We start from the raw sequence: 13,546 nt of genomic DNA, 5'->3' as shown, positions 1-13,546 counted from the left end.
ATGAAGACCGCCCCTGATGGGCCATCAGCCCGCTACACTCACCGCGCGCAGCCTCTGAACAGGCAAAACGTCGAAGTCCTGCTGGAGTACTAGGACGCCCGGGCCCGCTGGGTGACCACGATGCAGGTGAGCACGATCACCGCGGTCAGCGGCACGGCCGGGCTGACGTGCTCGCCGAGCAGCAGCACAGCCCACACCAGCGTCAACAGCGGCTGTGCCAGCTGGAGTTGGCTCGCCCGGGCGACGCCGATGAGGCCCATACCCTGGTACCAGACGACGAACCCGCCGAACTGCGAGATGCCGGCGATGTAGGCCATGCCGGCGATCGCCTTCGCCGTCAGGTGCACCGGCTCGTGCGGCAGTGCCCAGGCGGACACGGCGAGGTTGACGGGCGCGGCGGCCACCACGCCCCAGGCGATGACGCGCCAGCCCCCCATGCGCGCCGAGAGGCGCCCGCCCTCGGCGTAGCCGGCCGCGCAGACCAGCAGCGCGGCGAAGAGATAGAGGTCCGCCACCGTCGGCTCGCCGTGGTTCTGCGAGAGGGCGAAGGCGATGACGGTGATGGCGCCGGCGCCGGCCGCTATCCAGAACTTCTTCGAGGGATAGCGCCGGGTGCGCAGCGCGGCGATGGTGGCGGTGGCCATCGGCAGTGCGCCGATGACGACCGCCGAGTCCGCGGTGGAGGAGGTCTGCAGGGCGAGCGTGGTGAGGAGCGGGAACCCGATCGCGCAGCCGCCGCCGACCACCGCGAGGGCGGGCCAGTCGGCGCGCGCCGGGATCGGTGCCCGGGTCGCGATGAGGGCGGAGAGCGCGATGACGGCGGCCAGCACACCGCGGACCCCGGCGGCGGTCCACGGGCCGAACCCGTCGAGCGCCCACACCGTGCCGGGGAAGCTGAAGGAGAAGCTCAGCACGCCGAGCAGGGCGAACACGGTGCCCTTCGACAGCGGCGATACGGTCTGCGGCAGTGGCGATACTGTCGCCGGGGCGATAGCGCTACGATCTGTCTTCATGAATGACAGTAGCAGTTCGCAGGAGCTGGCCGGTGCTCTCGCCCGGGAGATCGAGGGGCTACCAGCCGGGACTCGGATCTCGACGCACCGCGAGCTGGTGCGCCGTTTCGGGGTGAGCGCTACTACGGTTTCCCAGGCGCTGGCCCTCCTCACCCGGCGCGGGCTGATCATCTCCCGTCCCGGTGCCGGCACCTTCCGTTCCGAGGCGCGCCCGGTGACCCGTGTCGGCGACACCTCCTGGCAGGAGGCGGCCCTGGAGCTGACGAACCGTATCGACTCCTCGTCCGGCACTCCGCGCGGCTTCAAGACGCCCGCGCTGCTCGGCACGCTCTCGACCTCGGGCCCGGACGTCGTCGACCTCAACGGCGGCTACCTGCACCCCCAGCTCCAGCCGCTCGCCACCCTCGGGTCCGCGCTGTCACGCACCGCGCGGCGCTCGGAGGCCTGGGACCGCCCGCCCGTCGCGGGGGTCACCGCGCTGCGCGACTGGTTCGCCTCCGACATCGGTGGTGGCCTGGGCCGCCACGACATCCTCATCTGCGGTGCGGGGCAGAGCGCGCTGGCGACCACCCTGCGCGCCCTCGGCCAGCCGGGCGACCCGGTCGTCATCGAGTCGCCCACCTATCCGGGTACGATCGCGGCCGCGCACGCCGCGGGGCTGCGGACGATCCCGGTCCCGCTCGACCACGAGGGGATCCGCCCCGACTACCTCGACGAGGCGCTCACCCGCACCCGGGCGCGCCTGGTCATCGTCCAGCCGCTGTTCCAGAACCCCACCGGGGCGAGCCTCTCGGTGGGCCGGCAGGACGAGATCCGTGCCATCGCCCGCCGGCACGGGGTCTTCGTCATCGAGGACGACTTCGCCCGCCACATGCTGCACGCGGACGCCGGGCCGACCCCGCCGCCGATGATCGCCGACGACCCGGACGGCACCGTCGTGCACATCCGCTCGCTGACCAAGGTGACCTCCCCGAACCTGCGGGTCGGCGCGCTGGCGGCCCGCGGCCCGGTGATGGCGAGGCTGCGCTCGGCCCATGTCATCGACACCATGTTCGTTCCCGCACCGCTGCAGTACACCGCGCTCGACGTGGTGACCGCGGCCGGGTGGAAACGCGCGCTGGCCACGCTCGGCTCGGCCCTGGAGCATCGGCGAAAGGTCGCCGTCGAAGCGGTTTCGGCGACATTCGGCCCGCAGGCCCTCGCCGTTGTTCCGCACGGCGGTTATCACCTCTGGGTGGCGCTGCCGGGCCATCTGGACGGCGGGCAGCTGGCGGCGGCCGCGCTGGCCCACGGCGTCTCCCTCACCCCGGGGGACAACTACTACCCCACGGACAGCAGCGCGCCGCACGTGCGGATCAGCTACGTGGCGGCCCCCTCGGCCGCCGACGTCGACGGCGCCGTCCGCCGCCTCGCCTCCGTCGTCGCGGAGCAGTGACCGCACCCCGCCCGGGGCGAGCACTGTCAAGACGGCCCGACCGGTGCTTTCGACGCGCCGTTCGATGTGCTGCCGGGTACCCGCTGGTTTGCTCCGCGGGCCACGGAGTCGCACCTCTGAGCAGTAGCGATACCCAGAATCATGCGATAGCGCCTGCCGTTCCTTACAAGTCCCCGTTCCGGTCAGCGGGTGAAAAAACCGGACATATCAATAGGACGACGCGGCCCTGATTCGTCATCTAAACAAGCCATTTAGCACAACGTTCCGCCCCCCGCGCTGTGCGCTCCTACGAAGAACATCGCATCGAGATCACTTCCATCTCAGCGGCCGGACGAGTCTTGACTGGTGATCTAGGGGCGTGGCAGGGTAACGTCTCGTTACGCCCAATGGCCGCAATAAGCTGGTTAACGAGCGGAGATCGAATGTGGCAACGGGGGAATCCCACTCGATACATTTCACCGCCGGCTGATCCGGAAGGCATCATCGGTCGCCGGTCGTCCTGTTCCGTCGCTGTGCCGAGCTGCGGTGATACCGGCCCGCGTGGCTGACGAAGCGCCCACTGACAGGGCACCCACCGGCGACGTACCGGCGCCGGGAGCGCCGGATTCCGCGCTGCGCCGCTGTTCGGCCTGAGGTCTCACATTTCCGTGCGCGAGGACGGGCGACGGGTGTGACCGCGCACGGGACAACGGGCCCTCCATTGAGGAACGGACGCCTTAGTTGGAGAAGTCAGAAAAGAACCCGATACTCATCCCTCAATCACGGGTCGGCGCAGTCGGCGCCGACTGGCACCGCGATGTTTTCGACGAGGTCGAATCCCGGCTGGCCGACCCCGGTTTTCCCTGCGTCTTCTCACGGAACGCGTTCCGAAAACAGTTGCTGCGGTTCGTCTTCGTGGCGGACGGCACCCGAAGATCCATCCAGCACCTGGCGGACGGCCTCCAGGAATACGTCGAACTGTCCAGGAGCTGGGACGGCAGCCTGGACACCTCTTATCCACTGATCGTCGCTTTCTCGCCGGACGCCGTGGACGCCCGGTCCGTCGAGGATTACCACGCCTTCGGCTGGAGAGTTCTCCAGGAGTTGCACGAGATCGATCCCGAACCCTGGCCGGACGGTGTCGGCCGGGATCCGAATTCCGACTCCTGGTCGATGTGTTTCAACGGCATGCCCCTGTTCTGCAACATGAGCAGCCCCGCGCACCAGGTGCGCCGCAGTCGGAATCTGGGCGATTACTTCATTCTCGTCATCAACCCGCGCGAACGGTTCGACATCTTCGCCGGTGACACCCCGAGCGGCCGCAAGGTCCGCTCGAACATCCGCAGGAGAATCGGCCGTTACGATGGCGCCCCGCACTCCTGGCAACTGGGCTCCTACGGCGCCGGCGGCGTCGAATGGCTCCAGTACGGTCTGATCGAGGAGAACGCCGAGCGGACCGACAAATGCCCTTTCACGTCCCGGGAACCCTGAACCCTGAACCCTGAATCCCGAACCCGAACCCAGAACCCCGAAACCCCGGCACGGCCCGCCGCGAATACGGCGGTGCGCCGACGGAATCCCACGAAAAACTCGGAAGAGGACACTGATCAATGATTGACCTCATCGTCACGCAGGGCCGGGTCGCCGACCGAGAGGCCCGGCTGATCGAGGGCGCGGCACGCGTCGCGCGGGCTCTGGAGCAGCGCTATCCGGTCACCGGCCGGGCCGTCGGCGAGCCCGCGCCGGCCGCCGACGACGACTGGACCGTCAGCCTTCCCCAGGCGAGGGAGACCCTGGTGGGGCTCGGGCAGGCGGTCACCGCGAGCCTGACCGGCGGCCGGCTCCCGGTCCTGGTCTCCAACACCTGCTCGGCGAGCCTGGCCACCCTGCCGGTGGTGGCGCGCGAGCGGCCGCAGGCCGTGGTGCTGTACATCGACGGGCACGGTGACTTCAACACGCCGGAGACGACCGACACCGGCTACCTCGGCGGCATGGTGCTCTCGGGCGCGTGCGGGCTCTGGGACAGCGGCCACGGCGCCGGACTGCGGACCGAGCAGGCCATTCTGGTCGGATCCCGCGACATCGACGAGCCCGAGCGCGAACTGCTGCACAAGCACGGTGTCCGGGTCATCCCGCCGAAGGAGGCGACGGCGGAGAACATCCTGGACGCCGTGGGCGGTGCGCCGGTCTGGGTGCACATCGACTGGGACGTGCTGGAGCCGGGATACGTGCCGGCCGACTACAAGGTCCCGGACGGCATGCTGCCCACCCAGATCCGGGCCCTGTTCGAGGCGATCCCGCCGGCGCAGCTGGTCGGCGTCGAGGTGGCGGAGTTCAACGCCCCGGAGGACGACGAGATCAGCGCCCACGCGGTGTCCGTCATCCTCGACATGATCGCCCCGGTGTTCGAGACCGCGGCCGCCCACGCCGGCTAGCTGCCGGCTCCCGTCCCGTCCCGTCCCGTCCTCGCTCCGAACTTCCGAAGGTCCGAGCTTCCGAAGGAGAGTCACCGTATGCCGCTCTACGACAGCATCACCGACACGATCGGCCGCACGCCCATCGTCCGACTGCACCGGCTCGCCCCCGCACACACCACGGTCTACGTGAAGGTGGAGTCGTTCAACCCCGGGGGCTCGGTCAAGGACCGCCTCGCGCTCGCCGTCATCCTGGACGCCGAGGCGAAGGGCCAGCTGAAGCCCGGTGACACGATCGCGGAGTGCACCTCCGGCAACGTCGGTATCGCGCTGGCGATGGTGGCGGCGGCGCGGGGCTACAAGTTCGTCGCGGTGATGTCGGACACCTACTCCATGGAGCGGCGCAAGCTGATCCGTGCCTACGGCGGCAAGGTCATCCTGTTCCCCGGCGCGCTGGGCAGCAGCGGCGGCAACAAGATCGCCGATGAACTGGCGGAGAAGCACGGCTGGTTCCGGGCCCGGCAGTTCGACAACCCGGCCAACCCCGCTTATCACCGCGAGACCACCGCCGCGGAGATCCTCAGCGACTTCGCCGGAAAGCGGCTGGACTACTTCGTCACCGGATTCGGCACCAGCGGCACCCTGACCGGTGTCGGCCAGATGCTGAAGTGCGCGCGCCCCGAGGTGCGGGTGATCGCCGCCGAGCCGGACAACGCCGCGGTGCTCTCCGGCCAGGGGTGGAACGTGCACCGGATCCAGGGCTGGGCCCCGGACTTCGTGCCCAGCGTGCTCGACCGGAGCGTCATCGACGAACTCCTGACCGTCGACGAGGTGCTGGGCCGCGACACCGCGCGCCGCCTGGCCGCCGAGGAGGGGATCTTCGCCGGCATCTCGGCCGGGGCCACCCTGGCGACGGCGCTGCGCGTGGCCCAGGACGCGCCGGAGGGCTCGGTGTTGCTCGCCATGCTGCCGGACACCGGCGAGCGCTATCTCTCCACCTTCCTGCTCGAAGGGATGAACGAGGGCTCGGACGACGGATGGCTCGCCTCGCTGGACAGCGGCTCCGGCGGCGCCTGAATCCGGGACTTGGGACTAGGTGCATGAGAGAATTCATCCCCCCGGCAACCCGCTTCATCGACCTGCCCGACGGCTTCGCGATGAAGCGCGGCGGTGCACTGCACGGTGCGCGGATCGCGTACGAGTCCTTCGGGCGGCTGAACGTGGAACGCGACAACGTCATCCTGCTCCTCACCGGCCTCTCGCCCGATGCACACGCCGCCTCCCACCCGGACGACCCGAGCCCCGGCTGGTGGGAGGCCATGCTGGGGCCGGGCCGGCCCATCGACACCGATCGCTGGCACGTGATCTGCGTCAACTCGCTGGGCAGCTGCAAGGGTTCGACCGGTCCGCCGTCCATCGACCCGCGGACCGGCGAGCCCTATCGGCTGGCGTTCCCGGAGCTGTCGATGGAGGACATCGCCGACACGGCGGCCTTCGCGGTGCGCGCGCTCGGCATCGAGCGCCTGGCCTGTGTGATCGGCACCTCCATGGGCGCGATGAGCGCGCTCTCCCTGCTGGCCCGCCACCCGGATCTGACGAACAGTCACATCAGCATCTGCGGGGCCGTCCACTCGCTGCCGTTCTCGATCGCGATCCGTTCGCTGCAGCGCGAGGCGATCCGCTTCGATCCGCAGTGGAGCCAGGGCCGTTACGACGAGGAGCACTACCCGCAGCGCGGCATGCGCACGGCGCGCAAGCTGGGCATGATGACCTACCGCTCGCCGCAGGAGTGGGACGACCGCTTCGGCCGGGCCCGCCTGAGCGCGGAGCACCGCGGCGAACAGCGGCCCTTCGACCTGGAGTTCGAGGTGGAGGGCTATCTGGAGTGCCAGGCCGACCGCTTCTCGCACCGCTTCGATCCCAACAGCTACCTCTACCTGAGCCGCTGCATCGACCAGTTCGACCTCGGCGAATCCTGCGGCGGCACCGCCCAGGAGGCGCTGTCCCGGCTGCGCGTCGCGCAAGCGCTGGTGATGGGCGTGCAGACCGACATCCTCTTCCCGGTGCAGCAGCAGCGGCAGATCGCCGAGGGCCTGAGCGCCGGCGGCGCGGACGTCCAGTTCCTGCCACTGGAGTCGCAGGAGGGGCATGACGCCTTCCTCGTCGACATCGGCCGCTTCGGGCCGGCGGTGGCGAAGTTCCTGTCGGCGCTGTGACCGGGCCGGCCGGGCCGGACATCCGACCGGTCCGGCCGGGCCCGGGCCTGCGCAACTCTTCGCATCCCCCACAGACAAGGAGTCCGATGTGTCCGGGCAGTCAGCCAAGATAGCCCTCGTCACCGGTGCCAACCGCGGCATCGGCTTCGAGATCGCCCGCCAGCTGGCCGAGCAGGGCGTCCAGGTCCTGCTCGCCGGCCGCAACGCCGAGGCGGTCGGCGAAGCGGCGCTGCGGCTGCGCGGCGAGGGCCTGGCCGTCGAACCCGTCGTGCTCGACGTGACGGACTCCGCCGGCATCCGGGCCGCCGCCGCGGCGGTCGAGAGCCGGTACGGCCGGCTCGACATCCTGGTCAACAACGCCGGCATCCGCGTCGAGGAGTACGGCCGGCAGCCGTCCGAGCAGCCGCTGCACCAGTGGCGCGAGACCTTCGACACCAACCTGTTCGGCGTGGTCGAGGTGACCATCGCCTTCCTGCCGATGATCCGCAAGGCCGCGGCCGGACGCATCGTCAACGTCTCCAGCCTGCTCGGGTCGTTGGGTACGCACAGCGACCCGAGTTCCTACGCCTACAGCGACATGTTCAAGTCGCTGCCGGCCTACAGCGCCTCCAAGAGCGCGCTGAACTCCTGGACCGTGCACCTGGCCTACGAGCTGCGCGACACGCCGATCAAGGTGAACGCCGTCCACCCGGGCTACACCAGGACGGACATGAACGACGGCGAGGGCCAGCTCGACATCCCCGAGGGCGCCCGGACCGGCGTCCGGATGGCCCTGCTCGACAGCGACGGCCCCACCGGCAGCTACGTCCATCAGGGCGAGGTCCTGCCCTGGTAGCCGCGTTCGGCCCCGCACCGGAAGCCATCCACCCCCCACCCAGCATTGGATCAGCACTGTGGGCACCCTTGTCATGGTTACCGACGCCGAGAGTCTTCCGATCGATTTCGACATGCCGCTGCTGCTCGACGCCTGCCGGGCGACGGGCCTGACCATCGAGGTGTGCGCCTGGGACGACCCGGACGTCGACTGGGCGCGGTTCGACGCCGTCCTGCTGCGGTCGCCCTGGAGCTACGTGGAGCGGCTGCCGGAGTTCCTGGCCTGGTGCGAGCGCGTCACCGAGCTGGCGCCGCTGTTCAATCCGCTGCCGGTGGTGCGGTGGAGCCTGGACAAGCACTACCTGGCCGACCTCGCCGCCCGCGGCGTGCCGGTGGTGCCGAGCACCTTCATCGGGCCCGGCACGGATCCGCCGGCGGCCCTGGGGGAGTTCCTCGCGGCGCATCCCGCGGCCGGGGAGCTGGTGGTCAAGCCGACCGTCGGCGCCTACTCCAAGGACGTCCAGCGCTTCACCAGGCCACTGGCGGCCGAGGCGGCCCAGTACATCGGCCGGCTCCTCGACAGCGGCTGCCAGGTCATCGTGCAGCCCTATCTGGACGCGATCGACCGTGACGGCGAGACCGACATGATCTACTTCAACGGTGTCTACAGCCACGCCATCCGCAAGGACGCCCTGCTCCTGCCGGACGGCACGGTCAACGCGCCGACCCAGGACGTCCGCACGGCACGTGACGCCGACGAGGACGAGCGCGCCGTCGCACTGGCCGCGCTCGATGCCGCGGCCGCGCAGCTGGGCCTGGCGCAACCACTGCTCTACGGACGCGTCGACCTGATCCGCGGCGACGACGGCAAACCGGTGGTGCTGGAACTGGAGCTCTGCGAACCCAGCCTGAGCCTGCCGTTCGACGAGGGCGGCGCGCTGCGCTTCGCCCGGGCGCTGGCCGAGCGGGTGGGGCCCGGCGTCCGGCAGGGGCGGCCACCGGCCGCACGGCAGCGCACATGACATACCTCACACGCAGGTTCTGATCTTTCATCAACTCGTCTGCACCGCACGGGTGCAGGCGAGTTCTGCGATGTCCCGGCGGGGCGCACTGGCCGAATTCGTCAGTAAGCCGTCATTGCCGCCACCTCGCCGTGGCTGCAGGCTGTGACGGTGTCTCAACGACGTGTTGTGGTGATGCTCTACTCCGGTGCGCAGGCACTGGACGTCGCGGGGCCGATCGAGGTGTTCGACACCGTGAATCGGCAACTGCCGGAGCTGGGTGCCGATTACCGGATCGAGTTCGTCTCCGCGGACGCACCGCTGGTGCGGACCTCCTCGGGCATGGTGATCGCGGCCCAGCCGCTGGCGGCCGCCGACGGCCCCATCGACACCCTGCTCGTGCCCGGCGGCTGGAGCCTCAAGGAGGCGCTGGAGGACCGGGAGCTGGTCGCCTGGATCCGCGCCGCGGCCGGCAGATCGCGCCGGGTCGCCTCGGTGTGCGGCGGGGCCTTCCTGCTCGCCGAGGCGGGCCTGCTGCACGGGCGGCGCGCCACCACGCACTGGGCGTACTGCGCGGACCTGACCCGCCGCTACCCCGAGGTGACGGTCGACCCGGAACCGATCTTCGTCTGGGACGGCCGGTTCGTGACCTCGGCCGGTGTGGCCACCGGCATCGACATGGCGCTCGCGCTGGTGGAGGCCGACCACGGCGCGGCCGCCGCGCTGGAGATCGCCCGGTACCTGGTGCTCTTCTTCAAGCGCAACGGCGGCCAGTCGCAGTTCAGTTCGGTCCTGGAGGCGCAACTCGCCGACCGGGCGCCGATCCGCGCCGCGCAGGAGTGGATCCTGCAGAACCTCGAACGGCCGCTGCACGTACCGACGATCGCCGAGCGGGCGCACATGAGCGTGCGCAACTTCGCCCGGGTGTTCCGCCGCGAGGTGGGCGTTCCCCCCGGCCAGTACATCGAGCAGATGCGCATCGCCCGGGCCCGCAAGCTGCTGGAGACCACCGACCTGCCGGTCGGCCGGATCGCCCACTGCTGCGGATTCCCGGCCCAGGAGACGTTCTTCCGCTCCTTCGGCCGGGCCCTCGAGGTCACCCCGAACGAGTACCGCCACCGCTTCCAGACCGTGTCGCCGGTCGGGCTGATCGTGGCACCCACAGCGGCGGACCACCAGGACAGGAGCCCTGTATGACGGCCAAGATCCGACTCGTCGACCACCTGGCGGGCGAGCTGGCCGCCCAGGGCGTGCGCCAGGTGTTCGGCGTCGGCGGCGCGAACATCGAGGACCTGTACGACGCCTTCCTCGGCACCGGCGGCCTGATCCGCACCGTCGTGGCCAAGCACGAGTTCGCCGCCGCCACCATGGCCGACGGCCAGGCCCGGGCCACCGGGCGGATCGGTGTCGTCGCGGTCACCTCGGGCGGCGGCGCGGTCAACCTGGTGCCGGGACTGGCCGAGGCCCACGCCTCACGGGTGCCGGTGCTGGCCCTGGTCGGGCAGCCGCCGACCACCTCCCGGGGGCGCGGGGCCTTCCAGGACGCCAGCGGCCGGGCGGGCTTCTTCGACATGCGGGAGCTGTTCGCGCCGGTCAGCCGGTTCTGCGCCTGGGCCGACGACCCGGACGCGGTCCCGGAGCTGCTCCAGCAGGCGCTCGCCGCCGCGCAGCGCGCCCCGCGCGGCCCCGCCGTGCTGCTGCTTCCCAAGGACGTCCAGCAGGCCCTGATCGAGCCCCGCCGGCCCACGCCTCCCGCCTCTGCCGCCCCGCCCGCTCCCACCGTGCGGGCGGCCCGCCACCGGGCGGCGGACCTGCTGCGCGGCGCGGAGACCGTGCTCGTCATCGCCGGCGAGGGCGTGGCGGCGGCCGACGCCCGCACCGAGCTGGCTGAACTGGCGGGCCGGCTCGGCGCCTGGGTGGCGGTCACCCCGGATGCCAAGGACGTGTTCCGCAACGACGACCCCCGCTTCGCCGGGGTGGCCGGGGTGATGGGCCATCAGAACGTGGTGGACTGCCTGCGCCGGGCCGACGTCTGCCTGCTGGTCGGCACCCGGCTGCCGGACGTGGCCCGCGCGGGCCTCGACGGCGCCCTGGCCGGGACCCCGGTGATCTGCGTCGACCCGGAGCCGCCGTTCGTGCCGGGGATCGCCGTGCCCGGTGACGTCCGGGCGGCCCTGCGCGAACTCGCCGAGCGCCTGCCCGTCCGGCCGCGCCCGGCACCGCACCACGCGGGCCCCGTGCCGCGCCCGGCGCCCGGCCACACCGGCCCGGCGCTCCACCACGGCCGCGGCGTCACCTCCTACCGGGCGGCGGTGGCCGCGGTCGAGGCCGCGCTGCCGCCCGAGGCACACGTCTTCGTGGACGCCGGCAACGCCGGTGCCAGCGTGATCCACCTGCTGCCCGCGCCGCCCGCGGGCCGCTTCGTGGTGGCCGTGGGGATGGGCGGCATGGGCTACACCTTCGGTGCCGGCATCGGCGCGGCGCTCGCCACCGGGCAGCGGACCTACGTGATCGCCGGTGACGGGTCGTTCTTCATGCACGGGATGGAGGTGCACACCGCCGTCGAGTACCAGGCTCCCGTCACCTTCGTGATCCTCAACAACAACGGCCACGCCATGTGCGCCACCCGCGAGCAGCTCTTCCTCGGCGCGCGGCACCCGAGCAGCCTGTTCCGCCCCGCCGACCTGGCGGCCGGCGTGGCGGCGATGTTCCCCGGGCTGGCGGTGACGCGGGCCGAGGACGGCGCGCGGCTGCGCCGGGCCCTGCTGAGCGCCAACACCCGTGGCGGCCCGGCGTTCGTGACGCTCGACGTCGACCCGGCCGAGACGCCGCCCTTCCTGCCCTTCCTGAACCCGGCGACCACCGGTACGCCACTGACCCCGATACCCGCCGGCGCCGTGCCGGCCCAGCACGAGGAGACCGCAGATGAGCTCGGACCCGTCCATGTCGGCTGAGTTGACCGAGCCGGCCGATTTGGCAGAGCCGGCCGATTCGACCGAGCCGGCCGAGCTGGCCGGTATCCCCGGCCTGACCCGGGTGGAGAACACCGACCAGCAGCAACTGATGGCCCGCTGCGCGGAGATCACCCGGCCGGAGTACTCGCACCAGCAGGTCTACGGGCGGTACTGCACCATCGAGACCTACGTCGACTGCCCGCCCGAGCAGGCCTACGAGTACCTGCGGCAGGGCCACCACCTGGAGGAGTGGACCTTCAGCCTGCGCAACTTCGCCCCCACCGGCACCCCCGGACTCTGGGTCGGGGACGACCTCCTGGAGCAGGACACCAGGATCTTCTGCCGGGTGGCGGCCAACGCCGAGGCCATGACGGTGGACTTCCACTGCGCCTGGGACCAGGGCGACGAGCTCTGGATGATCTACCTGATGCGCGTCGTCCCCGCCCAGCAGGTGCTGGGCCGGCCCGGCTCGGTGATCACCTGGACCAACTGCCGGCACCCCAACTACGACCGCAACCCCCGCCCGGAGCTGGCGCCGCGACCGGACCGGCCGTGGGTGGGCGACTACTGGGACCTCTTCTACGCCGGCCACACGGTGGAGCTGGCCAATCTCAAGGCCATCCTGGAGCACCGCCACCAGGGCGGCCTGCCGCTCGCCACCGCCCCTCGCGCGGTGGTGCGATGACCACCGTCAGCCTCATCGACGTCGCCGGCTACCTGCCCGGCGAGCCCGTCCCGGCCGCGTACTACACCGAGTACCCCGGCGCGGAGGACAAGCTCCGCGACAACCCGATGTTCCGCATCCCCCCGCTGCGGCACCACGTGGCCGGGGAGAGCAACGCGGACCTGGTGGAGCGCGCCGTGCAGCCGCTCATCGAGCGCCACGGCCGCGAGGAGATCCGCTCGGTGGACGTGCTGCTGATGCACAGCCAGCTGCCCGACATCCCGTTCGTGGGCGCCGGTACCGAGGTCGCGCGCCGCCTGGGGCTCAAGCCCCGGTGGCTGCTCGACGTCGCCAACGCGGGCTGCGCCTCCTTCGTCCAGATGATCGAGCTGGCCCGCACCATCCTCACCACCACCGATGCCAACACCGCGCTGATCTGCAACTCGCAGAGCGCGGCCGGGCAGTTGTTCACCCAGCCCGACGTGCGCCGGCTCGCCCAGGCCGCCATCCCCGGCGACGGCTGCGGGGTCGGCTACCTGACCACCTCCGCCGCGGCTCCGGTGCTGGACGTGGTGACCCGTCACATCGGCGACTACGGCGGCGACATGACCGCCGTCCTGGAGGACGGGCGCAAGTACTGGGAGCCCGGCGAGTCCCAGCTGCGGATCGGCTTCTCCGAGGAGGCCATCGCCACCGTGATGGAGCGCGGCAACCGCCTGGTGCCGGAGGTCGTCACCGAGCTGTGCGGCCGGCTCGGGCTGCCGACCAGCGCGATCGACACGCTGGTGACCAACCAGCCCAACCGCGCCTTCCTGAGCAACTGGCGCCAGGCCCTGGGCCTGCCGAAGGAGCGGCACCCCGACACCTTCGACAGCTGCGGGAACCTGTTCGGGGCGGGGATCCCCATCACCCTCGACCGCGCCATCCGCTCCGGTCAGGTCAAAGGCGGCGACCTGGTCGTCCTGGGCGGCTTCGCCCACGCGGGCGATTTCGCCGGTGCCGCCGCGATCCGCTGGAGCGGCTGACCCGGCTGACCCGGCCGACCCGGCCGACCCGG

At 71.2% G+C, this 13,546-nt stretch carries 12 protein-coding genes; 11 read left to right on the top strand and 1 reads right to left on the bottom strand.

Going from position 1 to position 13,546, the window contains the following annotated elements; all coding sequences use genetic code 11:
* Positions 1 to 89 precede the first annotated feature (89 nt).
* Complete coding sequence (locus ACFZB9_RS19205) at positions 90 to 1,013, bottom strand: DMT family transporter (RefSeq protein ID WP_391448573.1); 924 nt, start codon at positions 1,011 to 1,013, stop codon at positions 90 to 92.
* On the opposite strand from ACFZB9_RS19205, the gene ACFZB9_RS19200 reads away from it, so the two are divergent.
* The 11 genes from ACFZB9_RS19200 (at position 1,012) to ACFZB9_RS19150 (ending at position 13,514) form a co-directional block, all read left to right on the top strand.
* On the top strand, positions 1,012 to 2,448 hold the full coding sequence (locus ACFZB9_RS19200; RefSeq protein WP_391448572.1) for a PLP-dependent aminotransferase family protein: 1,437 nt from the start codon (positions 1,012 to 1,014) through the stop codon (positions 2,446 to 2,448). The genes ACFZB9_RS19205 and ACFZB9_RS19200 overlap by 2 nt on opposite strands.
* 720 nt (positions 2,449 to 3,168) lie before the next feature.
* Positions 3,169 to 3,918: a YqcI/YcgG family protein gene (locus tag ACFZB9_RS19195; protein ID WP_391448571.1), complete on the top strand. Its 750-nt coding sequence runs from the start codon at positions 3,169 to 3,171 to the stop codon at positions 3,916 to 3,918.
* A gap of 119 nt (positions 3,919 to 4,037) precedes the next feature.
* Positions 4,038 to 4,862: an arginase family protein gene (locus ACFZB9_RS19190; protein WP_391448570.1), complete on the top strand. Its 825-nt coding sequence runs from the start codon at positions 4,038 to 4,040 to the stop codon at positions 4,860 to 4,862.
* A gap of 78 nt (positions 4,863 to 4,940) precedes the next feature.
* A complete protein-coding gene (gene cysK, locus ACFZB9_RS19185; RefSeq protein ID WP_391448569.1) occupies positions 4,941 to 5,918 on the top strand; it encodes a cysteine synthase A in 978 nt (325 codons plus the stop codon).
* Between the two features lie 23 nt (positions 5,919 to 5,941).
* Positions 5,942 to 7,057, top strand: a complete 1,116-nt coding sequence (locus ACFZB9_RS19180) for a homoserine O-acetyltransferase (RefSeq protein ID WP_391448567.1) — start codon at positions 5,942 to 5,944, stop codon at positions 7,055 to 7,057.
* Positions 7,058 to 7,145: 88 nt separating this feature from the next.
* Positions 7,146 to 7,892 (top strand): SDR family oxidoreductase, encoded by a 747-nt coding sequence (locus ACFZB9_RS19175; RefSeq protein ID WP_391448565.1) that lies wholly within the window; start codon positions 7,146 to 7,148, stop codon positions 7,890 to 7,892.
* A gap of 73 nt (positions 7,893 to 7,965) precedes the next feature.
* The gene (locus tag ACFZB9_RS19170; protein ID WP_391448563.1) at positions 7,966 to 8,892 is read left to right on the top strand and encodes a RimK family alpha-L-glutamate ligase; all 927 of its coding nucleotides are present in this window, start codon (positions 7,966 to 7,968) and stop codon (positions 8,890 to 8,892) included.
* 150 nt (positions 8,893 to 9,042) lie between these two features.
* A complete protein-coding gene (locus ACFZB9_RS19165) occupies positions 9,043 to 10,068 on the top strand; it encodes a GlxA family transcriptional regulator (protein ID WP_391448561.1) in 1,026 nt (341 codons plus the stop codon).
* On the top strand, positions 10,065 to 11,825 hold the full coding sequence (locus ACFZB9_RS19160) for a thiamine pyrophosphate-binding protein (RefSeq protein WP_391448559.1): 1,761 nt from the start codon (positions 10,065 to 10,067) through the stop codon (positions 11,823 to 11,825). Before ACFZB9_RS19165 ends, ACFZB9_RS19160 begins: the two co-directional genes overlap by 4 nt.
* Entirely contained in the window at positions 11,797 to 12,510 is a 714-nt protein-coding gene (locus ACFZB9_RS19155) for an SRPBCC family protein (protein WP_391448557.1), read from the top strand. Before ACFZB9_RS19160 ends, ACFZB9_RS19155 begins: the two co-directional genes overlap by 29 nt.
* Complete coding sequence (locus ACFZB9_RS19150; protein ID WP_391448556.1) at positions 12,507 to 13,514, top strand: 3-oxoacyl-ACP synthase III family protein; 1,008 nt, start codon at positions 12,507 to 12,509, stop codon at positions 13,512 to 13,514. Before ACFZB9_RS19155 ends, ACFZB9_RS19150 begins: the two co-directional genes overlap by 4 nt.
* Positions 13,515 to 13,546: the final 32 nt, after the last annotated feature.

The sequence above is a fragment of the Kitasatospora sp. NPDC008050 genome, from assembly GCF_042957465.1.
Lineage (GTDB): Bacteria > Actinomycetota > Actinomycetes > Streptomycetales > Streptomycetaceae > Kitasatospora.
Note: the sequence above shows the minus strand (reverse complement) of the source record. Positions and strands in the feature narration are given on the sequence as shown.

Bases quoted from the DNA above. Each gene is read 5' to 3' on its own strand.
- ACFZB9_RS19200 (WP_391448572.1), top strand. From the start codon at position 1,012: ATGAATGACAGTAGCAGTTCGCAGGAGCTGGCCGGTGCTCTCGCCCGG.
- cysK (WP_391448569.1), top strand. From the start codon at position 4,941: ATGCCGCTCTACGACAGCATCACCGACACGATCGGCCGCACGCCCATC.
- ACFZB9_RS19205 (WP_391448573.1), bottom strand. From the start codon at position 1,013: ATGAAGACAGATCGTAGCGCTATCGCCCCGGCGACAGTATCGCCACTG.
- ACFZB9_RS19155 (WP_391448557.1), top strand. From the start codon at position 11,797: ATGAGCTCGGACCCGTCCATGTCGGCTGAGTTGACCGAGCCGGCCGAT.
- ACFZB9_RS19160 (WP_391448559.1), top strand. From the start codon at position 10,065: ATGACGGCCAAGATCCGACTCGTCGACCACCTGGCGGGCGAGCTGGCC.
- ACFZB9_RS19170 (WP_391448563.1), top strand. From the start codon at position 7,966: ATGGTTACCGACGCCGAGAGTCTTCCGATCGATTTCGACATGCCGCTG.
- ACFZB9_RS19150 (WP_391448556.1), top strand. From the start codon at position 12,507: ATGACCACCGTCAGCCTCATCGACGTCGCCGGCTACCTGCCCGGCGAG.
- ACFZB9_RS19190 (WP_391448570.1), top strand. From the start codon at position 4,038: ATGATTGACCTCATCGTCACGCAGGGCCGGGTCGCCGACCGAGAGGCC.
- ACFZB9_RS19180 (WP_391448567.1), top strand. From the start codon at position 5,942: ATGAGAGAATTCATCCCCCCGGCAACCCGCTTCATCGACCTGCCCGAC.